This is a genomic window from Chamaesiphon sp. (genome assembly GCF_041737865.1).
Taxonomy (GTDB): Bacteria; Cyanobacteriota; Cyanobacteriia; order Cyanobacteriales; family Chamaesiphonaceae; genus Chamaesiphon.
On the sequence record NZ_JBGSQZ010000265.1, the window covers coordinates 22,255 to 47,357 of the forward strand.

The 25,103-nt window shown below is 46.3% G+C and carries 25 protein-coding genes; 14 read left to right on the forward strand and 11 right to left on the reverse strand.

The window, feature by feature from the left end:
• Window positions 1–24: 24 nt before the first annotated feature.
• On the reverse strand, window positions 25–708 hold the full coding sequence (gene lipB, locus ACEW9J_RS20240; protein WP_373546893.1) for a lipoyl(octanoyl) transferase LipB: 684 nt from the start codon (window positions 706–708) through the stop codon (window positions 25–27).
• Window positions 692–1,573: a carbohydrate ABC transporter permease gene (locus ACEW9J_RS20245; RefSeq protein ID WP_373546894.1), complete on the reverse strand. Its 882-nt coding sequence runs from the start codon at window positions 1,571–1,573 to the stop codon at window positions 692–694. Before ACEW9J_RS20245 ends, lipB begins: the two co-directional genes overlap by 17 nt.
• Before the next feature lie 197 nt (window positions 1,574–1,770).
• On the opposite strand from ACEW9J_RS20245, the gene ACEW9J_RS20250 reads away from it, so the two are divergent.
• The 4 genes from ACEW9J_RS20250 (at window position 1,771) to folE (ending at window position 5,694) form a co-directional block, all read left to right on the forward strand.
• Complete coding sequence (locus ACEW9J_RS20250; protein ID WP_373546895.1) at window positions 1,771–2,802, forward strand: long-chain acyl-[acyl-carrier-protein] reductase; 1,032 nt, start codon at window positions 1,771–1,773, stop codon at window positions 2,800–2,802.
• Between the two features lie 208 nt (window positions 2,803–3,010).
• Window positions 3,011–3,982 carry an acetyl-CoA carboxylase carboxyltransferase subunit alpha gene (locus tag ACEW9J_RS20255; protein WP_373546896.1) on the forward strand — a complete coding sequence of 324 codons (972 nt, stop codon included), beginning with the start codon at window positions 3,011–3,013 and terminating at the stop codon, window positions 3,980–3,982.
• 224 nt (window positions 3,983–4,206) lie between these two features.
• Window positions 4,207–4,938 (forward strand): SDR family oxidoreductase, encoded by a 732-nt coding sequence (locus tag ACEW9J_RS20260; protein ID WP_373546897.1) that lies wholly within the window; start codon window positions 4,207–4,209, stop codon window positions 4,936–4,938.
• Between the two features lie 63 nt (window positions 4,939–5,001).
• Complete coding sequence (gene folE / locus ACEW9J_RS20265; RefSeq protein WP_373546898.1) at window positions 5,002–5,694, forward strand: GTP cyclohydrolase I FolE; 693 nt, start codon at window positions 5,002–5,004, stop codon at window positions 5,692–5,694.
• Window positions 5,695–5,809: 115 nt separating this feature from the next.
• Here the strand turns inward: folE and ACEW9J_RS20270 are convergent, their stop codons facing one another.
• Window positions 5,810–5,965, reverse strand: a complete 156-nt coding sequence (locus tag ACEW9J_RS20270; protein WP_373546899.1) for a DUF2256 domain-containing protein — start codon at window positions 5,963–5,965, stop codon at window positions 5,810–5,812.
• A 27-nt stretch (window positions 5,966–5,992) separates the two neighbouring features.
• On the opposite strand from ACEW9J_RS20270, the gene ACEW9J_RS20275 reads away from it, so the two are divergent.
• Entirely contained in the window at window positions 5,993–6,760 is a 768-nt protein-coding gene (locus ACEW9J_RS20275) for an RNA methyltransferase (protein WP_373546900.1), read from the forward strand.
• Window positions 6,761–6,831: 71 nt separating this feature from the next.
• Here the strand turns inward: ACEW9J_RS20275 and ACEW9J_RS20280 are convergent, their stop codons facing one another.
• The 4 genes from ACEW9J_RS20280 to ACEW9J_RS20295 all read right to left on the reverse strand — a co-directional run bounded on the left by ACEW9J_RS20280 (window position 6,832) and on the right by ACEW9J_RS20295 (window position 12,115).
• A complete protein-coding gene (locus tag ACEW9J_RS20280) occupies window positions 6,832–7,425 on the reverse strand; it encodes a hypothetical protein (protein WP_373546901.1) in 594 nt (197 codons plus the stop codon).
• Window positions 7,426–7,631: 206 nt separating this feature from the next.
• On the reverse strand, window positions 7,632–8,858 hold the full coding sequence (locus ACEW9J_RS20285) for a type II secretion system F family protein (protein ID WP_373546902.1): 1,227 nt from the start codon (window positions 8,856–8,858) through the stop codon (window positions 7,632–7,634).
• A 48-nt stretch (window positions 8,859–8,906) separates the two neighbouring features.
• The gene (locus ACEW9J_RS20290) at window positions 8,907–10,004 is read right to left on the reverse strand and encodes a type IV pilus twitching motility protein PilT (RefSeq protein WP_373546945.1); all 1,098 of its coding nucleotides are present in this window, start codon (window positions 10,002–10,004) and stop codon (window positions 8,907–8,909) included.
• Window positions 10,005–10,123: 119 nt separating this feature from the next.
• The gene (locus ACEW9J_RS20295; protein WP_373546903.1) at window positions 10,124–12,115 is read right to left on the reverse strand and encodes a GspE/PulE family protein; all 1,992 of its coding nucleotides are present in this window, start codon (window positions 12,113–12,115) and stop codon (window positions 10,124–10,126) included.
• 106 nt (window positions 12,116–12,221) lie between these two features.
• Between ACEW9J_RS20295 and ACEW9J_RS20300 the strand changes: the two genes are divergently transcribed.
• The 6 genes from ACEW9J_RS20300 to dnaN all read left to right on the forward strand — a co-directional run bounded on the left by ACEW9J_RS20300 (window position 12,222) and on the right by dnaN (window position 18,641).
• On the forward strand, window positions 12,222–12,374 hold the full coding sequence (locus tag ACEW9J_RS20300; RefSeq protein ID WP_373546904.1) for a hypothetical protein: 153 nt from the start codon (window positions 12,222–12,224) through the stop codon (window positions 12,372–12,374).
• Between the two features lie 366 nt (window positions 12,375–12,740).
• Window positions 12,741–13,493 carry a nucleotide exchange factor GrpE gene (grpE, locus tag ACEW9J_RS20305; protein WP_373546905.1) on the forward strand — a complete coding sequence of 251 codons (753 nt, stop codon included), beginning with the start codon at window positions 12,741–12,743 and terminating at the stop codon, window positions 13,491–13,493.
• A 99-nt stretch (window positions 13,494–13,592) separates the two neighbouring features.
• Complete coding sequence (gene dnaK, locus ACEW9J_RS20310) at window positions 13,593–15,587, forward strand: molecular chaperone DnaK (protein ID WP_373546906.1); 1,995 nt, start codon at window positions 13,593–13,595, stop codon at window positions 15,585–15,587.
• Window positions 15,588–15,958: 371 nt separating this feature from the next.
• A complete protein-coding gene (gene dnaJ, locus ACEW9J_RS20315; protein WP_373546907.1) occupies window positions 15,959–17,095 on the forward strand; it encodes a molecular chaperone DnaJ in 1,137 nt (378 codons plus the stop codon).
• An 88-nt stretch (window positions 17,096–17,183) separates the two neighbouring features.
• Entirely contained in the window at window positions 17,184–17,423 is a 240-nt protein-coding gene (locus tag ACEW9J_RS20320; protein ID WP_373546908.1) for a sulfurtransferase TusA family protein, read from the forward strand.
• 63 nt (window positions 17,424–17,486) lie between these two features.
• Entirely contained in the window at window positions 17,487–18,641 is a 1,155-nt protein-coding gene (dnaN, locus tag ACEW9J_RS20325) for a DNA polymerase III subunit beta (protein WP_373546909.1), read from the forward strand.
• Between the two features lie 14 nt (window positions 18,642–18,655).
• Here the strand turns inward: dnaN and ACEW9J_RS20330 are convergent, their stop codons facing one another.
• The 3 genes from ACEW9J_RS20330 to pgl form a co-directional block, all read right to left on the reverse strand.
• The gene (locus tag ACEW9J_RS20330) at window positions 18,656–19,081 is read right to left on the reverse strand and encodes an FHA domain-containing protein (protein WP_373546910.1); all 426 of its coding nucleotides are present in this window, start codon (window positions 19,079–19,081) and stop codon (window positions 18,656–18,658) included.
• A gap of 281 nt (window positions 19,082–19,362) precedes the next feature.
• The gene (locus ACEW9J_RS20335) at window positions 19,363–20,112 is read right to left on the reverse strand and encodes an FHA domain-containing protein (RefSeq protein ID WP_373546911.1); all 750 of its coding nucleotides are present in this window, start codon (window positions 20,110–20,112) and stop codon (window positions 19,363–19,365) included.
• A 162-nt stretch (window positions 20,113–20,274) separates the two neighbouring features.
• Window positions 20,275–21,006: a 6-phosphogluconolactonase gene (pgl, locus tag ACEW9J_RS20340; protein WP_373546912.1), complete on the reverse strand. Its 732-nt coding sequence runs from the start codon at window positions 21,004–21,006 to the stop codon at window positions 20,275–20,277.
• A gap of 333 nt (window positions 21,007–21,339) precedes the next feature.
• Here pgl and ACEW9J_RS20345 point away from each other — a divergent pair, with 333 nt between their 5' ends.
• The 3 genes from ACEW9J_RS20345 (at window position 21,340) to ACEW9J_RS20355 (ending at window position 24,440) form a co-directional block, all read left to right on the forward strand.
• The gene (locus ACEW9J_RS20345) at window positions 21,340–22,095 is read left to right on the forward strand and encodes an HpsJ family protein (RefSeq protein ID WP_373546913.1); all 756 of its coding nucleotides are present in this window, start codon (window positions 21,340–21,342) and stop codon (window positions 22,093–22,095) included.
• A gap of 157 nt (window positions 22,096–22,252) precedes the next feature.
• Window positions 22,253–22,975, forward strand: coding sequence for a DUF502 domain-containing protein (locus ACEW9J_RS20350; RefSeq protein ID WP_373546914.1), 723 nt, complete (start codon window positions 22,253–22,255; stop codon window positions 22,973–22,975).
• Window positions 22,976–22,988: 13 nt separating this feature from the next.
• Complete coding sequence (locus ACEW9J_RS20355; protein ID WP_373546915.1) at window positions 22,989–24,440, forward strand: isochorismate synthase MenF; 1,452 nt, start codon at window positions 22,989–22,991, stop codon at window positions 24,438–24,440.
• Between the two features lie 5 nt (window positions 24,441–24,445).
• Here the strand turns inward: ACEW9J_RS20355 and ACEW9J_RS20360 are convergent, their stop codons facing one another.
• Window positions 24,446–25,033 carry a hypothetical protein gene (locus ACEW9J_RS20360; RefSeq protein WP_373546916.1) on the reverse strand — a complete coding sequence of 196 codons (588 nt, stop codon included), beginning with the start codon at window positions 25,031–25,033 and terminating at the stop codon, window positions 24,446–24,448.
• Window positions 25,034–25,103 lie beyond the last annotated feature (70 nt).

The following is a 25,103-nucleotide window of genomic DNA, read 5'->3' on the forward strand; positions in this document are numbered from 1 at the left end:
AGCTTACCACTATTAATTGTAAGTTTAAAAATCTTGATTTTCTAATATATTAACTTTAAATATTTCGCTAAACACTTTAATGATTTGCTGACGTACTAAATCGAGATTAATATTTGGAATAAACTCAGCCATACTGCCAACTGAGCGATCGACAATTCCGCATGGTACAATCCGATCGAATCCACTTAGATCTGGACATACATTCAAAGCAAAACCGTGCATGGTAATCCATTTACTGACTTTGATGCCAATTGCAGCAACTTTACGACCTTCTAGCCAGACACCAGTCAACCCATTAATTCGCTCTCCAGTGAGATGATGTAGAGCTAAAACTTGGATGACAACTTCTTCTAATTGCCGTAAATACCAATGTAAGTCTTGTTGATAATAACGAAGATTGAGAATTGGATAAGCGACTATTTGTCCTGGACAATGATAAGTAACTTCGCCACCGCGCTCGACTCGATACAATTCATATTCAGTTTGGATATGGTCGAATTTCACAAACTCCAGACTAGAGCCAGTACCGAGCGTATACACAGGTGGATGTTCGAGGAGAACTAGCGCATCAGCCAAATTTGGATCGAGCATTCGTTCCTTTTGAAGAGATTTCTGCCAAATCCAAGCGACTTGGTATTCAACTTCTTGACAATTGTATAGTAGGCACTCGCGATTTTTTACAGTGTCCCTGTTAGGGTAAATTAACATTATTTTGAGATAATTTAAGATTGATTAAAGACAAAGTAAAGATGATTAAAAACAAGACCAAGCCGATCGTACAAGCATAACTGAGATCGGGATTGCTCGAACCAAAACCTTGTTGATACAGGTAATAAACAACAGTTTTAGAACTATTGCGCGGCCCACCTTGAGTCATGATATAGACTTCTTCAAAAATTTTGGTAGCAGCGATCGCTGATATGACTGCAACCAATAACATATAAGGACGCATCAAGGGAATAGTAATATCCCAATGTTTAGTATAACTATCCGAACCATCGATCGCCGCAGCTTCATACAAGTCTGCTGGAATCGATTGCAGTCCCGCTAAATAAATGGTCATATAGTAACCCAACCCTTTCCAAATGGTTACTACCATCACGCTAAATAAGGCTAAACCAGGACTAGTCAGCCAGGGAATTGCCGAAACACCAATGACTTTCAATAGTTGATTGAGTAAGCCATTCTCAGCATAGATAAACTTCCAGGCAATTCCCGCCACCACCATCGAAATAATTACAGGCACATAGTAAGCCGCTCGAAAGAAACTCATGCCTTTGAGCTTTTGGTTGACTAAAATTGCGAGTAGGAGCGGCGCAAATACCAGAATCGGTACTACTCCACACAGATAGACGATCGTATTTCTAATCGTCTGCCAAAAAACCTCATCTTTCAATAGTCGATCGAAATTAGCCCATCCTTGCCAACTTGCAGTGCCCGCGATCGGGTCATAATTGGTAAAGCTCAGGTAAAAAGCCTGCAATGCTGGTAAAAATACCGTCAAACCCAGTAACAGTAATGCAGGTGCGAGAAATAGATAAGGTGTCCAGTTAACTTGATGGGGGCGGATCATGGGGGACAAGGGGACGAGGGGAATGGGGGACGAGGGAACTAGTGCCTAAAGCTTAAAGCCTAAAGCCTAAAGCCTAAAACCTCAATAACCGATCCCTAGTCCCAATTTTGTACTATTGTGTATAAGGAACTATTTAGACATTGTTGTCATCTAACACTTCTACCCTCTGCTCAACAGGCATAACTCGTAAAATCTTCATGTTTGGTCTTATCGGTCACCTTACCAGCTTAGAACATGCCCAAGCCGTCGCTAAAGACTTAGGCTTTCCAGAATATGCCGACCAAGGGCTGGACTTTTGGTGCAGTGCCCCACCACAAACAGTAGACCACATCACAGTCACAAGTATTACCGGACAACAAATTGAAGGCTACTACGTCGAGTCATGTTTCTTGCCCGAAATGTTGGCAACCCGACGGATCAAAGCCGCCATTCGCAAGATTCTCAATGCAATGGCACACGCTCAGAAACAGGGAATCAATATCACTGCATTGGGTGGCTTTTCATCAATTATCTTTGAGGAATTTGACCTCCAGCAAAACAAGCAAGTCCGCAATGTCGAATTAGATTTCGACAAGTTTACCACCGGAAATACTCACACAGCCTACATCATCTGTCGGCAAGTAGAAGAAGGTGCAGCCAAACTTGGCATCGATCTGAGTAAATCTACCGTCGCGGTAGTCGGTGCCACAGGTGATATCGGTAGTGCTGTTTGTCGGTGGATCGATCGTCGCATGGATGTTGCCGACTTATTGTTGGTAGCCCGCAACCAAGAGCGGCTTGAGAACCTCCAATCCGAGCTAGGACGCGGCAAAATCGTTGGGCTGGAAGAGGCACTACCCCAAGCAGATATCGTCGTTTGGGTAGCAAGTATGCCCAAAGGTGTAGAAATTGATGCGTCAAAACTCAAACAGCCTTGCCTGCTAATTGATGGTGGCTATCCCAAAAATTTGGGGACTAAAATCCAGTCCCCAGGTGTATATGTGATGAATGGCGGCATTGTCGAGCATTCACTAGATATCGATTGGAAGATCATGAACATCGTCAATATGGATGCCCCAGCCCGCCAGCTTTTCGCCTGTTTTGCGGAAGCAATGCTGCTAGAGTTTGAGAAGATCCATACTAGTTTCTCGTGGGGACGCAATCAGATTACGATCGAGAAAATGGAACAAATCGGTCAAGCCTCGCTCAAGCACGGTTTTCGTCCGTTGTTGTCCTTTGTCGGGGGCTAGTCGATCCCATAAGATCTCCTGCGAAAGTCAGAGGTTAATTGTGATAAGAGGCTAGAGGGTAGAGCGTTGCGATTCGCCTTTGTTTCCCAACGAGCGCTAATCGCAACCCTCTACCCCCTAAAGCCTAAAGCCTCCCTACCCTCTACCCCCTAAAGCCTAAAGCCTAAAACCTAAAGCCTCCCTACCCCCTACCCTCTACCCCTACCCAATGGCTGGCACCGAAAAGAAGCCCTATTTATTAGAATTTGAAAAGCCGTTGGCAGAACTGCAACAACGGATCGACCAAATTCGCGAACTTGCTGAAGAAAGTAGCGTCGATGTCTCCATTCAAATCAAACAGTTGGAGACTAAATACGTGCAACTGCGCGACGAAATTTTTAGTAGTCTCACTCCATCCCAGCGGCTGCAACTAGCTCGTCATCCTCGCCGTCCGAGTACGCTCGACTATATCCAAGCAATTTGTGATGAATGGATCGAGCTACATGGAGATCGGCGTGGTAAAGACGATCCGGCTTTAGTCGGCGGTGTGGGCAAGATCGCGGATATTCCGGTAGTGTTGATGGGGCATCAAAAGGGACGGGATACCAAGGATAATGTGGCGCGTAATTTTGGGATGGCGGCACCAGGTGGCTATCGCAAGGCGATGCGGCTGATGGAACATGCCAATCGGTTTGGGATGCCAATTTTGACTTTTATCGATACTCCTGGGGCTTGGGCAGGGATAGAAGCAGAGGAATTAGGTCAGGGTGAAGCGATCGCGTATAATCTCCGTGAGATGTTTCGGCTCGATGTACCGATTATTTGTACTGTAATTGGAGAAGGTGGTTCTGGTGGCGCATTAGGGATTGGAGTGAGCGATCGATTGATGATGTTTGAACATGCCGTTTATTATGTCGCCAGTCCCGAAGCTTGTGCCTCGATCTTGTGGAAGGATGCGGGTAAGGCTCCTCAAGCTGCGGAAGTCTTAAAAATTACGTCAAAGGATTTAAAAAATTTGGGGATTCTCGACCAGATTTTACCAGAACCCCTTGGCGGCACACATGCTGATTCTATTCGTGCGGCTGAAGTCCTCAAGGATGCCATTTTGAAAAATCTCCACCAACTTCAACTACTGCCATCAACTGAATTACGCGATCTCAGATATAATAAATTCCGGCAGATGGGAGTATTTAATGAGTAGCGTGTTAGTAATGCTAATGTAGCAATTCTGGACTTATGAACTACAAAATTGTCGATTTAAGGTATGCCTCTATGCTGATTTCCTCAGCTCTCAAATCTTGTAAATATTTGTGCCGATCGGCTCAATTACTAGCTCCGATTCGTCGCCATTTGCAATCGATGTTATAATAAATCCGTAACAAAAATTTACATATTGCTCAGGCTTGAGTAAACTTCCTGGACTAGATGAATCCGATCGCAACAACTCATCGAACGGCATTGATTACAGGCGCGAGTAGTGGCATTGGCAAAGCCACGGCTCTAGCTTTTGCAAAAGCTGGGATAAATCTAGCATTAGTAGGACGATCTGAGGAAAAGTTAGCAGCAGTAGCCTCCGCCGCAATTGCCGTTGGCGTGACAGCCAAAACCTACGTGGTAGATTTGTCTAAGCTCGATCGAGTGTCAACAAAAATTGCCGCAATCGCCGCAGACTTTGACAATTTAGATATCCTGATTAACAATGCAGGGATGGCTTATACCGGAACCGTCGGGGATACTCCGCTAACTGATTGGCAGCGAGTCATCGACTTAAACTTAACTAGCGTTTTCCTGTGCATCCAGGGGATTTTACCTCAGATGCGCCGCCAAAAGTCTGGTGTAATTGTGAACATTTCTTCGATCGCTAGCAAGCAGGTATTTCCCAATTGGGGGATCTACTCTGTAAGCAAATTTGGCTTAACGGCACTCACTCAAGCCGTTGCGGGAGAAGAACGGGCAAATGGGATTCGGGTGACGACGATTTGCCCTGGCTCAGTCAATACGCCCCTATGGGATACAGACACCGTTCAAGCCGACTTCGATCGATCTGCCATGTTGACCCCCGAAATGGTTGCCGACGGCATCCTCTACGCGGTTCTAGCCCCTGCGGGTGCCGTAGTTGAAGAACTAACGATTATGCCCAGTGGTGGTGCGCTATAGTCGATCGGTTATCTACCAATTTCGGTTTCATTACTTTTATTTCTACATCTATTCAGACAAAACATGACTATTTCATCCCCCAAAGGTAGTAATTCTGCTGGCAAAGATAAGCTCGGCAAGATCGCTCCTAGACCCGATCGTAACACCCTCAATGGTGCGCCAGTAGAAATTCACGAACCCGAAGTCAGCCTCGAAGACATGATGGCATCGGTGCGTCAGATTATCCTCGGAGTAGGTGAAGATCCAGAGCGAGAAGGATTGCTCAAGACTCCCAAACGCGTAGCCGAGTCCATGCGATTTCTGACTAGTGGCTACAATCAGTCTCTAGACGACATCATCAATGGTGCTATTTTTGATGAAGGTCACAATGAGATGGTATTAGTGCGAGATATCAATTTTTTTAGTATGTGCGAGCACCACATGCTCCCATTCATGGGTAGAGCGCACGTTGCCTACATCCCCAACCAAAAAGTTGTCGGCTTGAGCAAACTCGCCCGCATCGTAGATATGTATTCACGCCGAATGCAGGTGCAAGAGCGACTTACTCGTCAAATTGCTGAGGCACTCCAAGCGGTACTAGAACCCAAAGGTGTCGCCGTAGTAATGGAAGCTAGCCACATGTGTATGGTGATGCGTGGCGTTCAGAAGCCAGGATCGTGGACTGTTACCAGCGCAATGCTAGGTGCATTTCAAGAGGATCAACGTACCAGAGAAGAGTTTCTCAATCTAATTCGTCATCAACCAGCGTTTATGTAGGGGATGGTGGATGGTGGATAGTGAATGGTGAATGGTGAAAATGGTAACGAATGAGAATTTAATAAGATACATATCTTGTAGCTCCTCTCATCCACCATTCACCATCCACCATCCACTACTCCGCCGCTGCCGATTTCCGTCTCCGACACCGATCGGAACAATATTTCACTTCATCCCAATTAGTTTCCCACTTTTTGCGCCAAGTGAAAGAAAGTTGACAGACAGGACAGATTTTAGTCGGAAGATCGGATTTCGATCGATGTCGAGGCATTGTTAGTTATTTGTAAATGGAAACCTAGTGGGTATCTCTCTTAATCATATTCGGATTGTCTTGGTAGAGCCAGCAGGTGCCCTAAATATCGGCTCGATTTCGCGGGTGATGAAAAATATGGGATTGACACAACTGGTAGTTGTCAATCCTCAATGTGATGTATATGGCGAAGAAGCCAGTAGGATGGCAGTACATGCGATCGATTTACTCCAAACCGCCCGCATCGTTCCCGATTTACCTACTGCACTCCAGGGTTGTACTAGAGTTATTGCAACTACAGCCAGAAATAGAGCCATTCCCACTCAGCTAGAGACACCCAGACAAGCCTTACCCTGGCTAGTAGAGAGTACCCAACCCACAGCCTTACTATTTGGGCGAGAAGATAGTGGCTTGACTAATGCGGAGTTGAAGTACGCCGGACGTTATGTAAGCATTCCAGTCGGCTCCGAATATAGTTCGCTAAATATCGCTCAGGCGGTAGGAGTTTGTGCATACGAGCTACAGATAGCGGCGAGTAATATCGCAACCAGTTTGCCAAATCCTCAACCGCAATCCCCAGAATTAGACATCGCACCTGTCGAGTTACTTGAAGGTTACTATCAACAGCTAGAGGTTTTACTATTAGAAATTGGTTATCTATTTCCCCATACGGCTGCTCACCGCATGGAAAAGCTGCGTCGGATCTACAATCGCAGTCAACTATCACATAATGAAGTGGCTTTGCTGCGCGGGATGCTCAGACAAGTTCGGTGGGCACTCGATACGCCTAGATCGATCGATAATAAGAATGACTAAATAAGATGTAGGATGTGTTACGCTTGCGCTAACGCATCATTCACAGTTCGAGGTTAGTTAATTTTCAAACATTATTGGTGTAGCCGCTCATCTGGAGTATCAAGTCGAGTTAATTCAGCAAAATTTGTCTGGTGAATAGGTGCAATCACAAACGGTAAGTGTGCCCCAATTAGTCCTCGTTTGATACGATCGGGTGTCTGACTAAATAATACGAATAGCGGATAAAGATGTTCGGCACCTTCACTGATGATGTGTCGATAATATTGAGGCATCATCCACTCATAGTCATGGTCTAAGACTACTTGCGTTTGTCGCCACCGAGCGAGTAAATCTGAGAGATCTTCTTCAGGACGATGGATAAAGATAAAAATCTCTCCACCCATCTTAATTTTCCACTCAGGATCGCACATTAGATAGGCAAGATCGCAGGGAAGTAAAATAGTTTTAGATGTAGCTAAAATCGGTGAAAGTTGATTTATTTGCCCTAGTAAAACTTTGTGAAGTTTGATAACAGGTAAAGGCATAGTAATCAAACTTTCTTCCGAGCGTCTAATACTCGGAATCATTTCTAGATACGGACGATACTGTTTGAGTAATTCCACTGCTTCAGTATGATTGCTATACTTGGCTAAAAGTTTTTCGTAATCTAATTTATCGATCGACATGTTTAATCAGTTGATATTTGATATAGCAATCCTAAATTATCAGCTAAGTTGATTTAGGGTGTGTTAAGCTGTCAAACATTTAAAACACTCTTTTTGTCCTCTAGAACCCTTGCTGTAAGGGATTCAGTCAAAAGATTTAGATATAAAACAGCTTAGGCGCAAGCCGTAACGCACTAATACCCGATCCTAGGGATCTGTTAACTAATTTAACCTAGTTTCTCGAATACTTTGAACATTGGTAGATACATCGAAAGCAGAATTACCGCTACCATTCCAGCCAAGAATACCATCATGATTGGTTCGAGTACACTAGTTAGAGCTTTTACTGCTTGTTCGACTTCGTCTTCATAAAAGTCAGCAACTTTCATCATCATTGTATCTAACTCTCCAGTTTCTTCACCGATGCTAATCATTTGAATCGCTAGAGATGGAAAAACTTTTTCGCGCATGAGGGCAGTACTTAGCATTCCCCCTTGTTGAACTTCCAGTTTAGACTTTTCGATCGCATTAGAAATTACTTGATTTCCCGCCGTATCGCGGACGATATCGAGTGAGTTGAGGATTGGTACACCCGATCGAGTCAACGTCCCAAAAATTCGACAAAATCTAGCAGTTGCCGATTTTTCATTCAAGTCACCCAGAATCGGCATTTTCAAGAAAAATCGATCCATCGTTAGTTTACCGATCGGAGTTTTGTAATACTGATTATAAGCAAAAATTAAGCCACCGACGACCCCGATCGGAATGATGACTATCCAGCTAGTGAGGATACCACTAATCCCCAACATAAACAGTGTCAATCCAGGTAATTCTGTCCCCAAACCTTTAAAAATACCTGCAAATACCGGAATCAAAAAAATCGTCATTCCCAAGAATACCAACAGTGCCAAGATTCCCACAGCCACAGGATAAGCCATTGCCCCTTTAACTTGATTCTTGAGGCGAGACATATCTTCTAGTACTTTAGCTAGACGATTGAGGACTTCATCGAGTACCCCACCCACCTCTCCAGCTTGTACCATACTTACATACAGCGTATCAAAACATTCTGGGTGTCGGCGCATTGCATCGGAGAGGTTAATCCCCTGCTGGACATCGATACTAACCTGGGCGAGAACTTTTCGCAGTTTAGGATTACCGCACTGCTCGGACAGGACTGTCAGACATCTCACCATCGCTACACCAGCATTTACCATCGCTGCAAATTGGCGAGAGAAGACTGCTTTGTCCCGAACAGTCACGGGATTCATCGCTGCTTCAAGATCTGATAAGTCGATCTTCGTGATATCAAAAGATTTGACTGGTCTAATATTTTGAATAAATTGATATTTCTTCTTGAGTTTTGTCCGTGCAGACGCAACAGTTTGAGCATCAACTTTTTCTTGCTTGATATTCCCTTGGGAATCACGGACTTCAGCGATAAATGTTGGCATCTTTTTTAGAGGGTAGGGGTTAGGAGGCTTTAGGCTTTAGGCTTTGGGCTAATTCCGAGTTGCCATTGGTGTAGCTCCAATCAGGCGTTGGAGTTCTTCAGGTCTGGAAGACTTAGAGATGCCAACTTCAAAGGAAATAGTCCCTTCACGAATGTGTTTGGCGAGGATCGATTCCATTGTATTCATCCCTAGTTTGGCTCCAGTTTGGATCGCACTATAGATTTGAGCGGTTTTACCTTCCCTGATGAGGTTGGAGATCGCGGGAGTGACGATCATGATTTCTTGAACTAGGACTCGTCCGTATTCGCCAGGTTTGGGTTTTTTCTTCTGGACGAGAGCTTGACTAAAGACGGCGACGAGCGAGTTAGATAACTGGGCGCGGATTTGGGGTTGTTGTTCGGGGGGGAATACATCTAGCATCCGATCGATCGTCTGAGCGGCGGAGCTAGTATGGAGAGTACCCATAACTAAGTGTCCAGTTTCGGCAGCACTAATTGCCAAACTAATGGTTTCCAAGTCTCGTAATTCTCCGACCAGAATCACGTCTGGATCTTCCCGCAAGGCGGCTCTGAGGGCATTGGAGAAGCTTTTAGTATCTTCACCCTTTTGGCGTTGGTGGACGAGGCTTTTGATGTTAGAAAATACATATTCAACCGGATCTTCGATCGTCAAAATATGTTCGGCGCGAGTCCGATTGATCAGGTCGATCATTGCCGCCATTGTCGTAGTTTTACCAGAACCAGTCGGCCCTGTGACCAGAATCAGTCCTCTCGGACGACCGCTCATTTCTCTAACGATTTCCGGTAAACCCATCTGGTCGAAGTTAGGAATTTTGGATGACAGTGCCCGTAGACAAGCAGCGTAGCAACCGCGTTCTTTGTATACATTGACTCGAAACCGAGCCAATCCTTTAACGCCATAGGAGCAGTCTATTTCCCAAGTTTGTTCGAGTTCCTTCCGCTGCGTATTATTGAGCATACTGAAGATCAGCTTTTGACAATCTTGAGGACTGAGCGGTTCTTCACCGACAGGTGCAAGTTTGCCACTGACTCGGAAATAGACAGGCGCACCTGCTTGAATGTGCATATCGGAACCGCCCATTTCGACGAGTCGTTCCATTAGGTCTTCGATCATTAGTTCAGACATAGTTCTGGGAGATGGTGGTGGATGGTGGATGGTGGATGGTGGGATAGTGATGAGTGAGTAGTAGATCGGGTTTGAGGACATTAACGTCCCTTTATTGACCATCCACCATCCACCATTCACTAATTCTCAAATCTCGGAGTCATACAATACGGACAATCGAGCCATTCCGGTTGGAGTGAGGCAGAGCAGGTGGCGCAAACCAGGGTAGTTTTGCGCTTGGCTTTGAGTTCGGCTTCCAAACCGGAATCTGTGAACGTAACTCGTTCCACTTCGGTGAGAGTGGTATGACCTTCCTGAACCATCTGGAGACTGTAAGCCAGTAGCGTTTTCATCCCCTGTTGCACGGCGGTTTCCTTGATGATGGCGGAGGGAGCGCGTTTGTTGATCAGAGTAGCTAGCTCATCGGTAATTTGCATCACTTCATAGACACCGATTCGCCCGCGATAACCAACTCCGTTACAGTTTTTGCAGAGTTCTCCGCTAGCTTTAGCAGATTCGATCGCATCGTTAGTCAGTTCGTTAGCTTTGTAAAATGTGACGACTGCATCTCCAGAGCTAGACAACCCAAACCGACTGAGTTCTTCGCGAGTGGGAGTATAGGCAATGCGACACTCAACACAAGCTTTGCGGAGTAGTCGTTGAGCGACAACACCAACTAGCGCAGCAGAAACCATGAAGGGTTCTACACCCATCTCATCTAGCCTTGCGATCGATCCTGCCGCGTCATTGGTGTGGAGGGTAGTCATGACCATGTGACCAGTTAAAGCCGCCTCCATGGAGGTTTTAGCCGTCTCTTGGTCGCGGGTTTCTCCCACCAGGATGATGTCGGGATCTTGCCGCATGAAGGCGCGGAGGATCGAGGCGAAGTTCATCCCTTTTTCGCGAATTACCTGGACTTGATTGATCCCAGGCAGGGCATACTCGATCGGATCTTCAGCCGTACTGATATTGACGCCAGGATCGTTGCGTTCCGCCAGTAGCGAATAAAGTGTAGTCGATTTACCCGAACCCGTCGGCCCCGTCACCAAAATCAATCCAAACGGACGACTACCCATCGCGCGGACGATTTCCAGTGTCGGCAGATCGCTAATTAATTTATCTAAACCGAGTTGGGTGGAAGAGTTATCCAAAATCCGCATACAGACTTTTTCCCCATATCTACTAGGGAGAGTACTCATCCGAAAGTCTACTTTCCGACCCTCAAATGTCCGGCGAATCCGACCATCTTGAGGCAACCGTCGCTCGGCGATATCCAATTCAGCGATGATTTTGAAGCGGGAGATAACTGCTGGAATGATATGTTTCGGCAGAATTGGGAAAGCCTGACGCAATACCCCATCCTTGCGAAACCGTACTCTCAAGCCCTCCTCCTGCGGCTCAATGTGGATATCCGAAACTTTTTCCATCAAACCTTTGGCGAGAATTTGATTGACCAATTTGACGACGGGAGCAGCTTCTGCGCCTTGAACGTCGATCTCATCGTCCAGTTCGGCTTCAGCATTGCCTAGCTCTGGCGTATCAAAGTTCTCAATTTCGATACTGAGATTTTTTTTAGAATTATCCGCCGCATCCTGTTGAATCCGTTCGTCTAAATAGCCATCGAGGAGTTTTTGATAGTCTTCAGGTGCGATTACCTCACTCCGCCAACCGATCCCATGCGGACGGAGAATTTTGTCCAAGTCATTTTTGGCTTGAAGATCGTTCGGCTTGACCATCGCCACTGTCAGAATTGGCGGATCTCCCTCCAGTTTACCGATCGGGAGTAATTTAAGTTGCCGACAACTATCAGCAGAGATAAAAGTATTAATTAATTCTCGAACTTGGAGCTTATTAATCTGAGCGGAGGCAATATCCACCGCATTCAAACCGTAGACAATCTTTAGTTCAAATAACTGTTGTTTTTTATATTGGTGTTGTAACTCAGCAGGCAAAGATTTGCCAGTCAGGGACTCCAAAACCTCTGTCAGTGGGTGGTTATTGACCCGACTATCAACTAATGCTTGTTTGAGTTGTTCCGCATTGACATAACCCGATTGAATCAGCTTATTGCCGAAAGGAGAAAAGTCATTACGGACGATTAGTGCCCGCTTGGGAGATGAAGATTGAGTCATAGCTGCTATTTATGGCCGAAAGCAGAAAAGTCATTGCGGACGATGAGTGTCCGCTGAGGCGAAGATTTAGTCATATCTACCGTAGTTATCTCCCTAGCTTTACAGTATGCCCACAGATAAACTAAATGTACCCATTCGATCGAATTCGATCGCTGTGTCCAGAATAAAATTTACCAACCCGATCGAAATCGAGCATCAGATCGGCGGAACGCCGCTCGATCGTCGATCGATGATACTTTCGATCGATAATTGGGCATGATGAGATGAGGGCATGTGACTTGAGCTAACAATCCAAACCGATCGGATTGCCACAGACAGATCTTGAATGTGTCAAAGATCTCATTTTCAAAAGTGTTCGATGATGTCTAACGGCTGGTTAACGTCAACAAACTAGATCGGGTTTCTACTCAAAAAGTAGATTTACCGTATTAGCCTTGCCGATCGATATATATTTAAAGTATGTATTTGAGGAGTTATTTAGACTTCCGAGTGGCTATGCCAACTCATGGCTTTGCCAATGGCGAACCGTTGTGCAAACACTCGTTCGAGTATCGTCTCCACTGGAGCATCGAATATCGAATAATAAATATTGCCTAGCAGTCTGTTAACAGAGAATGAATGAACGATGAGTGAAACCCCACAGCAGAGTAGACCAGATGATGAGATGCTCTCATCACCACTACCCCCAGTCGAATCTCCGTCCGCCACAGAGACGGTCGCCGCCTCCGCTCCCGACCCATCGCAGCCGATTAATCCGGAGGTAGTTGAGGGCATCGATCCTCATCCCGAACGTCCTACCGGATCGGTACAAACACCACCTGTCGAAGCTGAAACGCCAACTACACCCCAATCAGATCTTCAGTCGCTGACTGTGAAGTTGGCAGAGATCTCCAACCAACGAGATGCCTTTCAAAGCCAATATCTGCGGATTGCCGCCGATTTTGACAACTTCCGCAAGCGGAGTAGCAAAGAAAAAGAAGACGTCGAACTCAAGACTAAATGCGCCACCATCATCGAACTGTTGAGTGTTGTCGATAACTTTGAGCGCGCCAGAACCCAAATCAAACCCCAAAATGATGGGGAAATGGGCATTCACAAAAGCTATCAAGGCGTCTATAAACAATTGGTCGAAAGTCTCAAACGGATTGGGGTATCACCCATGAAATCAGCAGGACAACAATTCGATCCAAATCTGCATGAAGCCGTAATGCGTCAACCGACAGATGAACATCCTGAAGGCACCGTGATCGACGAGCTTCAGCGCGGTTACTACCTAGGCGATCGAATTTTACGTCACGCCTTGGTCAAAGTAGCTGCACCACCAGAACAGCTATCGTCAGAAGATGCCGCTAGTTTTGACTCATCAGTCGATAATTAACGCGGTTGAGAGCCGATCGTTGAGACATCATTACCTTCTAGCTCAATCCTCGACATCCCCCTTTTCCCGCATCCTTTTTTAAAATATTGCCTCACTCTTATGGCAAAAGTCATCGGCATCGACCTTGGTACTACGAACAGCTGCGTCTCCGTCCTCGAAGGCGGTATTCCTGTGGTCATCTCCAATGCTGAGGGTGGTCGCACCACTCCCAGTATCATTGGATTTGCCAAAGGCGGCGAACAATTAGTCGGGCAACTGGCAAAACGACAAGGCGTAACTAATGCGGAAAACACCGTATATAGTATCAAACGCTTTATCGGGCGGCGATGGGAAGACACAGAAACAGAGCGCAATCGCGTCCCTTACAGTTGTATTAAAGGACGCGATAATACTGTTGACGTGCAGATTCGCGGACGCACCTACACCCCTCAAGAGGTGTCCGCGATGATCCTGCAAAAGCTCAAAAAGGATGCCCAAAACTTTTTGGGACATCCTGTCGAGCAAGTGGTGATCACAGTTCCCGCTTATTTTACCGATGCTCAACGCCAAGCGACTAAAGATGCTGGAACGATCGCGGGATTAGAAGTATTGCGGATCATCAATGAACCCACTGCTGCGGCACTTGCCTATGGATTGGATAAAGCTGATACAGAACAAAAAATTCTGGTAGTCGATCTCGGCGGGGGGACATTTGATGTCTCGGTACTGCAATTAGGTAATGGGATCTATGAAGTCAAAGCCACCTCTGGCAATAACCATTTGGGTGGGGACGATTTTGATAATGAAATCGTGCGCTGGATGATCAAGCACTTCCGCACGACCGAAAATGTCGATTTGTTGAAAGACAAAATGGCTCTTCAACGATTGCGCGAAGCCGCCGAAAAAGCCAAAGTCGAACTCTCAACGATGATGAGTACGACGATCAACCTGCCCTTTATCGCCGCTGATGCCCAAGGTCCCAAGCATCTAGAAATAGAGCTAACTCGGACTAAATTTGAGGAAATGGTCTCAGCCCTGATCCAAGCCACACTCGAACCAGTCCAACGCGCCCTCAAAGATGCCGATCTCCAAACCAAAGATATCGATCGGATCTTACTAGTAGGCGGCTCCACCCGAATTCCCGCAGTTCAACGCGCCATTCAAGACTTATTTGGTGGTAAGGAACTCGATCGATCGGTCAACCCCGATGAAGCTGTAGCGATGGGTGCCGCCGTGCAAGCCGGAGTAGTCGGCGGCGATGTCAAAGATGTCCTCCTGCTCGATGTCACCCCCCTCTCGCTCGGAATTGAAACCCTTGGTGAAGTCTTCACCAAGATCATCGATCGTAACACCACGATTCCCACCAGCAAAGGTCAAGAATTTTCGACCGCCACCGATGGACAAACCTCCGTCGAAATCCACGTCCTCCAAGGCGAACGGGCAATGGCAAAAGATAACAAGAGCCTGGGTAGATTTCTGCTCACAGGCATCCCTCCCGCGCCCCGTGGGGTACCCAAAATCGAAGTTTCGTTCGATATCGATGTCAACGGAATTCTGAAAGTCGCCGCCCAAGATCGGGGGACGGGGCGCGAACAAACCGTCTCGATTACCAACACGGGCGGACTCAATAAAGTTGATATCGAGCGGATGCGGAAAGAAGCCGAAACTTACGCTCAAGATGACTGGCGCAGACTGCAATTGGTGGAACTCAAAAACCAAGCCGATGCCCTGTTCCATACCTACGACATCGCCATCAAAGATAACGGTCATCTCATCAATAACCATCTGCGCGAACAAGCCGAAACGACCGCTAGAGCACTCCAAATGATCCTGCTCGAACCATCAGCTAACTTGGAAAATGTCCAACAAGCGATCGATAAACTACAACAGCAGATTTTTGCAATGGGTGCGGCTGTCTACCAACAAGGCACTACTCCCAACAATACCAACTCGACCGAGCCACCCAATCCCAACGGTCGAACCAGACACGCTCCCCTCAGTCGTGCCGCAGCTCCACCACCCCCACCACCACCCCCAGCCAAAAAGGTATCGAGCACACTCACATTAGATTACGATGATGAGACAGCTACCACTGACTATGAGGTAGTAGAGTAGGGTTTAGGAAGGTTTTAGGCTTTAGGTTTTAGGAAGGCTTTAGTCAAATCGCGAATCTCTAACCTCTACCCTCTCAACACTAGTAACTTTGCTTTGATGCAAGATGTGAGTAATCCAAGATGTCAGTAATTACGGTTAATACTCCATCACTTAGACCTGATTCCTTTACAATAAGTATCACATTGTCAAATTAGTATAGACAGTTGCCTTCAGTCTCGGCGACAGCGATCGATCCGAATCGGAAAGATTGCAGCCACACCATACCAACGATTCGAGCCGCGATCTTTACGAATTAGTGTCTCCATTGCGACCTCTTTCCATCCCGCCCCCGATCCTGCTTCCGCACACTCCTTGTAAGATAGAACCTCTCTATGGCACGCGACTATTACGAAACCCTTGGCACCTCACGAGATGCCGACCAGGAAGAAATTAAACGCGCCTATCGCCGACTGGCGCGGAAATATCACCCAGATGTCAACAAAGAGCCTGGGGCAGAAGAAACTTTTAAAGAAATAAATCGCGCCAATGAAGTGCTCTCCGAACCAGAACTCCGCGCTCGTTACGATCGCTTTGGTGAAGCCGGAGTATCATCAGGGGGCGGAGCTGCACCTGGATATGGTGACGCAGGCGACATGGGTGGCTTTGCTGATATCTTTGATGCTTTCTTCAATGGCTTTGGTGGTGCGGCTGGACAACAACAAACTACTCGTCGTCGGAACGGGCCTGCACGAGGCGAAGATTTACGCCTCGATCTCAAGCTAGAGTTCCAAGAAGCCATCTTCGGTGGTGAGAAAGAAATTCGGATTCCGCATCTCGAAGCCTGTAATACCTGTAAAAGTACTGGAGCTAAACCAGGCTCTACACCTCAAACTTGTAGCACTTGTGGCGGTGCCGGACAAGTCCGTCGCAATACCCGCACTCCCTTTGGTAACTTTACTCAAGTATCTGTCTGTCCCACCTGTAATGGCGATGGTCAGGTAATTGAAGACAAATGTGAAGTGTGTAATGGCGCAGGACGCAAGCAGGAAACCAAAAAACTAAAAATCTCGATCCCCAAAGGGGTCGATAATGGTACCAAACTACGGATTGGCAAAGAAGGTGATGCTGGACTGCGCGGCGGCCCAGCAGGGGATTTGTACGTGTATTTACATGTCGAGGAAGATGCCAAATTCCGCCGCGAGGGAATCAATATTCTCTCTCAAGTCAAGATTAGTTACCTTCAGGCAATTCTCGGTAGTCACATCCAAATCGATACCGTAGATGGGCCAACCGAACTAAATATTCCCGCAGGTATCCAACCAAATACCGTCCTCAAATTAGAACAAAAAGGTGTCCCGCGTCTAGGTAATGAAGTCAGCCGAGGCGATCATTTACTTACGCTCCAAATCGATATCCCCGCCAAGGTGAGTAACGAAGAACGCGAACTGCTCGAAAAACTCGCGAAACTGCGCGGCGACAGAGTTGGTAAAGGCGGCATTGGGAGTATTTTTGGTAATGTCTTTAAATAGGGGATAGGGAATAGAAATCGGACAATAATCTGAAATTTTTTGCTCTAAAACTCCAACTCTAAAACCCTATCCCCTATCCCCTATCTCAATGACTCAACTAGACTTACGCGGGACACCATGTCCGATTAACTTTGTGCGGACAAAGATGAAGCTAGAACAGATGGCTGCTGGGGAGATATTGGAAGTATGGTTGGATGCTGGAGAACCGATCGAGCAAGTACCTGATAGTCTGAAAATGGCGGGTTACACGATCGATCGGATCGTTCCTGGCGTTGACCCTTTAACAGAAAATCATCACGAATTTTTTATGCTCCAAGTTCATAGCTAGCAAGTCAGGAATCGATCGATTACACTACTTCTCGCCGCTCCCATCTCCCCCCCTTCCTCCTCCATGAAATTTGTCTGCACTCAGCACGATCTAAATATCAACTTAGCCCTAGTCAGTCGCGCTGTCTCCACTCGTCCCACCCATCCAGTACTAGCGAATATCAAAATCGAAGCCACCGCAGATCCAGATCGAATTCGGCTGACGGGATTCGATCTGAGCTTGGGTATCCAAAGTAGCTTTATCGCTGAGGTAGGCGAGGAAGGTACACTGACACTACCTGCCAAGTTGCTCAATGATATCGTCGCCAAATTACCCAGTGGGGAAATTACCCTCGATGATGAAGCTGGCGAAAATCTCGTCACCATCACATCAGCCTCAGGTCGTTATCAGGTGCGGGGGATGAGTGCTGAAGAATTTCCCGAACTACCTTCGATCGAACAGGGCGAAACCAATCAACTCTCGGCAGCGGCATTTATCGATGGCTTAAAGGGGTCTCTGATCGCCTGTAGCCAGGACGAAAGCAAACAAGTGTTAACTGGAGTGTATCTCAAAGTCGAGCCGGAGAGACTCGAATTTGCCGCCACAGACGGGCATCGCTTGGGGATTGTCGAAGTCTACCCAACCGAGTCCGAAACAACTCAGATCGCCGCAGAGCCTGCTCAAAAGGGATCTTTTGAAGTTACTGTACCTGCCAAGGCTTTGAGAGAGCTGGAAAAAATGCTCGGTTCGATGCCAGAAGGCGACAGGTTAGGACTGCAATTAGAGCAGGGACAAGTAGTATTTGGTTGGGGCGATCGCAAATTGACGACTCGGACATTAGAAGGAAAATATCCCGACTATCGGTTACTAATTCCCAGACAGTTTCAACGACAGATTACGGTCGATCGCAAGCAACTACTTACAGCTTTAGAACGAATTGCTGTCCTATCAGACCAAAGTAATCTAGTTAAATTTAGCATCGATAGTACCCAGCAGTCGCTCGATCTCTCCGTCGAAAGCCAAGATCGTGGCAGCGGTAGAGAGTCTCTGACAGCACAGATTTCTGGCACAGACTTAGATATTGCTTTTAATATCAAATACCTGATGGATGGCTTAAAAACTCTGCCCACCCAAGAAATCACCATTAGTCTAAATGGCCCCCTCGAACCCGTCATCCTTACCCCTCTGGGTGGTGTGAAGATGACCTACCTCGTCATGCCCGTTCAACTCCGCAACTAACTTACCACCATCGACTATCCGCCTTGCAGCTTGATTTGAATTTTTGGCCCTGATGTCGCCAGCCGGATCGTCATGCCATCGATTACCTTGAGGATAGTTATCGCTTCACCATCTAGATAAGTTCCATTTGCACTAATATTAGAGATCTGCCAACCACTAGCTTCATCCCACTTTAATTCAGCATGATGTCGAGAGACAACTGCACTGAATAAAATCACCTGGTTATCTGTCGCTCGTCCAATCCGAATGACATCTCCAGTAGTAAATGTCCAACTTTGAACGGGAATGGAATTAAGCAGACTTAGGACGATCGTAGATAACATTTGGTAGTAGCTGGTGAAAATTGAACCAATGAACTCGATCGAACCCCTTACCGGAATCAAATTGAGCAGACATGAGTTGACGTGACTAGTAAGGATCGAGTTGTTCGACTCGTTCATGCTGTTGTACTAGCAAGAAACGCCTGTTTGAGTGACTATCCCTTTGCTATCGCTGCGGTGATTAAGTTAAGTCTACTTAATTCGATCGCGATCGTACAGTTACCATTTTGTAATATATTCCCTTCCCACCCAAGAAATAGACAGTCGAGATCCACTATTCACTATCCACCCCGACCCTAGATGTTTAATTCTATGCTGGGAAGGGAGTAACTATTGCCAACAGCAATATAGAAAAGAAATATCGAGATTAATTATCTTGACACGATGAATCAAATCGATTGCTACACAGAAGACTGAAACAGAAAAGTTACTAGATCTCCTTTGCCTAAACCGATCCGATCGCCAACACACAATAAATGATGATTGCCTTTTGCTAAGATATTGTGATTTATATAAGTACCATTAGCACTGCCGACATCTTCAATGTAATAGTTCTCTCCTTCTACGCGAATATTAGCATGAACTCGCGACACAACCTCCGCACAGGGAAAACTCGACACATCGATATCGGGTGCTACTAAATCATTAGGTTTACCCAAGTGAACTACTTCTAACTGCGGCGGAATATTTAGGATTGTATTCGTTTGCAGATGTAGTAATTGACGAGTCGATCGTGGTATTTGTGGTGTGGGTGCTGCGGCAGTTTCTACTGCTGGTACCTGCGGCTGGCTCATGCCCTGGGTTGGTTCTGGCGCGGTGGTTGTGGGCGATATTTCGGTGGCTACTGCCTCAACCCGCTCGATCGGAATTGCAAAAATATCGGCTTCTGGACTGGTTAATATCGTTGGGGGTAAGCCAACACTCGAAATTTCAGGGATTGTAGCTGGAGTAGCAGGTGGGGGTAATGAAATGGGGGCTTTAGACTCCGCAGACTTTAGGCTATGACCGCACTGTCCACAAAAGGTCGCGTCGAGTTGAATCGAGGCTCCACAATTCGGGCAAGCTTTAGTTGCTGGCAGTGCTGTATAACAAGCTTCGCAATTAGTCGCGCCTTCAGGATTGTCGTGCTTACAGTTCGGACAGACGATCATAAAAAATTAAATTTTAAGTTAGAAAGACTTAACAGATTTCAATTCTACCAGAATTAGGTGTAGGGCTAGGAATTTTGTGTTATGGACTAGCTTCCCACCGGATCGATCCACCATTCACCATCCACCATCCAACATTCACTCGAAGGAACTAGCCCCAACCGACTAATCGCCCTCTGATTTTAACTTTTCTCCAGCAGCAGCATCTAGCAGCCAAAGTAACTCGCCCTGCGGTGCTACAGATCGGGATGGATAAGCGGTGGAATCGCCTGTGGGTGAGAAAATTTCGGCTAGAGCAGTTTGTTTGCTAGCACCTGAGATCAGGAAGATGACACTACGTGCCTGATTGATGATGGGAAAGGTCAAAGTCAACCTTGGCTGCCCATCTTTGTCACCTAAAGTTACCAATCGATCGCGTACCGACAAAGCCGCTGTGTGCGGGAATAATGAGGCTGTATGCCCATCATCACCCATCCCCAGAAGTATAATATCGAAAACGGGAATTGACCCAGCTTCTGACCCAAAATGAGCGACGATCTGACGATCGTAATCCTCAGCCGCCAGTTGTGGTTGAGCCAAACCTGTTGGCATCGGATGGATATTCGCCGCCGGAATCGGCACTAAATCGAGCCAGACGCGTTTGGTCATGCCATAGTTACTATCGGGATCTGTCGCTGGGACGTAGCGTTCGTCACCCCAGAAGATCTGGATTTGTTGCCAGGGTAGATCGGCACCAGCCAGAGCCGCGTACAATGGTTGCGGGGTAGAACCTCCAGATAGGGCGATCGTACAAGACTGACGCTCGTTGATTGCAGTCAGAATCCGTTCGACGATTAGAGCTAACGCAGCTTCGATCAATGCCGATCGATCGGGGTAGACGAGAACTTCTGGTGTCATAAAAGTTAAAATCGCAGCTCGGATGAATAATTAGATTTTAGGCGACACTTGGGATCGATCGATGGGAACTTCCCCAAAACAAGATAATCTAGATTTGTTAGATCCTCCACAACTAATTTTATTCACATCTTGTCCTCAGTACTCAGTTCATGGTGATATTGACAAAAAGATGGGCGGTTGAGGGGTAATGGAACGAATTTTTGTAAATTTATCCCTGTTAGCCTCTTTTCCCTACTCCCAATTCACCAGCGATTTTAGATCTGATGCCGGATGTGAGCTTGCCCATCACTCACTGGTCGGGGTAAATTTCTTAACATCTCAATAATTTAGACTATGCAACCTACTGTTAGTAGTTTTCTCACCCCCCTCGCGCTCAAAACCGCAGGTGCAGTACTGATTCTATCCTCGCTAATCGATCTAGTTTTCATGCTCTGTTTCCCGCCTGAAAATTTGGTATTAGAAGGTAGTCGCTGGTGGCTGTATGCTACCAGTCAGCTAGTCGATCGCGGGCTGCTACCATTGGTGGGGATTGCTTTTGTGGTCACTGGCGATTGGATCAAAATTGTTTCGACCGAAGATGGGGGAGATCGGGGGAATACATGGAGGATTGGGACTTTTACCCTAGCTAGCCTCTTGGGATTGATCTTTATCTTGATTATTCCATTTCAAATCATGACAACCAATGATTTCAAATCTCAAGATCTCAAAAAGATCGGTGATGAAGTAACCCAACTCGAACAAGGTATCAAAAGCAATCTTCAGCAAATTAACGCTCAAAGTAAGGACAAAATCAGGGCACAAATCACTACCATTGACAACGAGCTTAAAAGTGGACAAGCTCAAGGAGAACGTCTGGCTGGTCTTCAGCTTGCCAAGTCTAAACTAGAGTTGTTACTCGCCGATCCCAAAAAATTTGCTCAGGAGTCGGAGCAAAATCTGCAACAGTTGCAAAAACAAAAACAGAAAGCTGAAACTCAAGCTAGTGAAAGGATGTTAAAAACTGGTTTCCGCACCAGTATGGCAAGTCTACTCTTAGCAATTGCTTATATCACGATCGGCTGGACGGGTTTGAGACGGGTCCTCAAGTAGTTAAAATTTGTGGAGGGGAGCGGTCATACCGATCGCCCTTTATCGACTGGTGCAAGGAGTAAGATACTTTAGTTACCCCTCCCCAGATCGGGCAAAGCTTTGTATAGTATGAGTAGGTAAGTCTAACGTTGCCAATCGTCCTAAAAGTCGGAGATTTGTGTTCCAACATTTCAAGCAGGACTTAAAAAATGATCTAATCGCTGGGTTGTTGGTAGTGATTCCACTTGCCACCACGATCTGGTTATCGATCAATGTCGCGACATGGGTAGTCAACTTTCTCACAAGTATTCCCAAGCAGATCAATCCCTTTGATGGGTTGCATCCGGCTCTAGTATCTGTATTGAACTTATTGGTGGGATTGACTGCACCCTTGCTGACAATTCTGCTGATTGGCTTGATGGCGCGGAATATTGCTGGTAAGTGGCTACTAGATTTTGGGGAAAGATTCCTCCAAGCAATTCCGCTCGCAGGTGCAGTTTACAAAACGCTCAAACAATTATTAGAAACCCTCCTCAAGGATTCGGGCAACAAATTCCGCCGAGTAGTATTGGTAGAATATCCTCGGCGGGGGATCTGGGCACTGGCATTTGTGACTGGGACAATAGACGGTGAGATTCAGTCCCAAATGCCACAGGGGATGTTAAACCTATTTATTCCGACTACGCCTAATCCCACTACTGGTTGGTATGCAGTAGTCGCCGAAAAGGATGTACTGGATTTGAAAATGTCGATCGAGGATGCTTTTAAGGTAGTTATTTCTGGCGGGATCGTCAATCCTGGTAATGTAGCGGTAGCAGCTTTGAGTTCCAACCAAAGACCTGCGGTCGATCCTCCACTGACTAGTCTAGCCCCCATTGTCGCTGAGGAGGAAAATTCATAATTCATCGTCGCTCATGGATCTCTCTCTGAAGATAGCCGCTCAGATTCACAACTTTTTTCAGCATCAGCTAAATTGTATCCCTCCAGAAATGGAGGGTAAAATTTTGCGGGTAGATGTGCAAATTCCCACCTTGGAGCCACTGAGCTGGTTAGCACAACAACAGTCAGATGTCAAGACCTATTGGGCCGATCGCCAGGGTCAGTTTACAATGGCTGGAGTGGGAACTTTAAACACGATCGCTGGCGATGTCCCGATCGATTATCCCACTATTTTTGGACAATTGAGACAAGATTTATCACCCTTATTTCCTCGGGTGCGATACTATGGTGGCATCGGCTTTAGTCAAAATCACTCGATCGATCCAAGTTGGAAATTATTTGGTAACTATCGATTTATAGTGCCGAGATTTGAAATTTGGACAGACGGAATCGATACTTTTTTTGCCTGTAATTTCAGATGTAGTCGGCTCGATCTTAGTGCCCAAAACTTGGATTCGCAGCAGGAAAAGAGCTACCATCCTGAATTAGCGACGATCTTAGCCCAATTAGAGCGACTCGACTTTACTCAATTAGAAATTAGCTCAATCCCAGCACCCGTAGTGCCAATGCTCCGCGAACGAGTAGATATACCAAATCGCCGCGATTGGCACCAAAATATTGAATTGGCACTGGCTAAATTTAGCGATTTACAGCTTGATAAAATTGTTTTAGCCAGACAGTCAACCTTGACATTTACAACTTATATCCAGCCCCAATCCCTATTACGGTTTCTCAAACCTAATAATCCTCATAGCTATCATTTTTGCTTCCAAATCGATCCCACTACCGCATTTATTGGCACCTCTCCAGAACGACTATATTACCGTCGAGATCGATTACTAAAAACTGAAGCCATCGCTGGAACTCGTCAGCGCGGTGAATCTGCCGAAATCGATCTCCAATTGAGCCATAATTTGCTCAATTCAGCTAAAGATCTCCACGAGCATCAATTAGTTGTCAATAACTTACACACGATTTTAAAAGAACTCTGTCATTCTGTCACAATCGATCGAGAATTGACAATTCTCAAGCTCAATAAAGTTCAACATTTGTACACTCAGTGTAATGGTGTATTAAATTCCGATCTAACTGATGCGGAGATCTTGCCCAAGTTACATCCTACACCTGCCGTAGGTGGCTTTCCGAGAACTCAAGCCCTCAAGTTAATTGCCGAACTAGAACCATTTGCACGCGGCTGGTATGCAGCTCCTGTCGGATGGGTGGGTTGTGATGAGACTGAGTTTGCAGTTGCCATTCGTTCGGGTTTAATCGATCGCGATCGATTATTATTATTTGCAGGTGCGGGAATAGTCACAGGCTCTCAATCGGCAGAAGAATTGGCAGAAATTGAAAATAAAATTCGCCATTTTACTGACTTATTTACCGAACTATCTTCGCAACAGATTTCTGATTTGTCATTGGCGTAGCCTCGTTAGAGAGAATCGATCGCATATTGAGCGATGAGAATTGTTAATTTTGCACGTTCCATCTCCGATAACTCTGTCCATTCTAGCGGTCTGACGATATTATCGGGATTGTCTACGCCAGGATTGCAACGCATGGCATAAGCATAAGGACGAGCCATCACCAACAGATCGTCAGTTGCCCAGTTTGATAATAAATCTTGCACCGATCTGACTAATCGATCTACAGGTTCGAGCTTGCTGTTTGCCAAATTGCTAACGTTGGTAGCAATTTGAGCTAGCCACTGCTGCGGGACTCTCGCCCCAAACTTGGTGGTAAGTGCTGCAAGTGGACTTAGCTCTGATTCAGGAATAAGTTTATCCCAACAAGACTGGATGCTAGCAAAAAAAGATTGCGACTGGTGAGTAATTTCTTCATCCGACCAATCATCGAAAGTAAAATGACGATCTGATTCGGTAAAGTATTCGGCTGCTGCTGGTTCGGCTGGATTCCAAGGATAGTTAGTGGTAGAAGATGCGAGGAGGCAATCCATTAATTCAGCTTCAGCTTCAGCTTCAGCTATCTCGTGGCGTTCGGGTTGAGAGTGGAATGACATGGGTGCGCTCCTTGCATGTACGACGGGGATTAGTAGTTAATATTTTAATTAGATCGACTTGACAATTTCT

Excerpts from the sequence above, each read along its gene's own strand:
- dnaK (WP_373546906.1), top strand. The coding sequence starts at position 13,593 with ATGGCAAAAGTCATCGGCATCGACCTTGGTACTACGAACAGCTGCGTC.
- ACEW9J_RS20245 (WP_373546894.1), bottom strand. The coding sequence starts at position 1,573 with ATGATCCGCCCCCATCAAGTTAACTGGACACCTTATCTATTTCTCGCA.
- ACEW9J_RS20320 (WP_373546908.1), top strand. The coding sequence starts at position 17,184 with ATGACTCAACTAGACTTACGCGGGACACCATGTCCGATTAACTTTGTG.
- ACEW9J_RS20285 (WP_373546902.1), bottom strand. The coding sequence starts at position 8,858 with ATGCCAACATTTATCGCTGAAGTCCGTGATTCCCAAGGGAATATCAAG.
- folE (WP_373546898.1), top strand. The coding sequence starts at position 5,002 with ATGACTATTTCATCCCCCAAAGGTAGTAATTCTGCTGGCAAAGATAAG.
- ACEW9J_RS20345 (WP_373546913.1), top strand. The coding sequence starts at position 21,340 with ATGCAACCTACTGTTAGTAGTTTTCTCACCCCCCTCGCGCTCAAAACC.
- ACEW9J_RS20360 (WP_373546916.1), bottom strand. The coding sequence starts at position 25,033 with ATGTCATTCCACTCTCAACCCGAACGCCACGAGATAGCTGAAGCTGAA.
- ACEW9J_RS20255 (WP_373546896.1), top strand. The coding sequence starts at position 3,011 with ATGGCTGGCACCGAAAAGAAGCCCTATTTATTAGAATTTGAAAAGCCG.
- lipB (WP_373546893.1), bottom strand. The coding sequence starts at position 708 with ATGTTAATTTACCCTAACAGGGACACTGTAAAAAATCGCGAGTGCCTA.
- grpE (WP_373546905.1), top strand. The coding sequence starts at position 12,741 with ATGAGTGAAACCCCACAGCAGAGTAGACCAGATGATGAGATGCTCTCA.
- dnaJ (WP_373546907.1), top strand. The coding sequence starts at position 15,959 with ATGGCACGCGACTATTACGAAACCCTTGGCACCTCACGAGATGCCGAC.
- ACEW9J_RS20270 (WP_373546899.1), bottom strand. The coding sequence starts at position 5,965 with ATGCCTCGACATCGATCGAAATCCGATCTTCCGACTAAAATCTGTCCT.
- ACEW9J_RS20280 (WP_373546901.1), bottom strand. The coding sequence starts at position 7,425 with ATGTCGATCGATAAATTAGATTACGAAAAACTTTTAGCCAAGTATAGC.
- ACEW9J_RS20355 (WP_373546915.1), top strand. The coding sequence starts at position 22,989 with ATGGATCTCTCTCTGAAGATAGCCGCTCAGATTCACAACTTTTTTCAG.
- ACEW9J_RS20260 (WP_373546897.1), top strand. The coding sequence starts at position 4,207 with ATGAATCCGATCGCAACAACTCATCGAACGGCATTGATTACAGGCGCG.
- ACEW9J_RS20330 (WP_373546910.1), bottom strand. The coding sequence starts at position 19,081 with ATGAACGAGTCGAACAACTCGATCCTTACTAGTCACGTCAACTCATGT.
- ACEW9J_RS20335 (WP_373546911.1), bottom strand. The coding sequence starts at position 20,112 with ATGATCGTCTGTCCGAACTGTAAGCACGACAATCCTGAAGGCGCGACT.
- ACEW9J_RS20290 (WP_373546945.1), bottom strand. The coding sequence starts at position 10,004 with ATGTCTGAACTAATGATCGAAGACCTAATGGAACGACTCGTCGAAATG.
- pgl (WP_373546912.1), bottom strand. The coding sequence starts at position 21,006 with ATGACACCAGAAGTTCTCGTCTACCCCGATCGATCGGCATTGATCGAA.
- ACEW9J_RS20295 (WP_373546903.1), bottom strand. The coding sequence starts at position 12,115 with ATGACTCAATCTTCATCTCCCAAGCGGGCACTAATCGTCCGTAATGAC.
- ACEW9J_RS20250 (WP_373546895.1), top strand. The coding sequence starts at position 1,771 with ATGTTTGGTCTTATCGGTCACCTTACCAGCTTAGAACATGCCCAAGCC.
- ACEW9J_RS20300 (WP_373546904.1), top strand. The coding sequence starts at position 12,222 with ATGCCCACAGATAAACTAAATGTACCCATTCGATCGAATTCGATCGCT.
- dnaN (WP_373546909.1), top strand. The coding sequence starts at position 17,487 with ATGAAATTTGTCTGCACTCAGCACGATCTAAATATCAACTTAGCCCTA.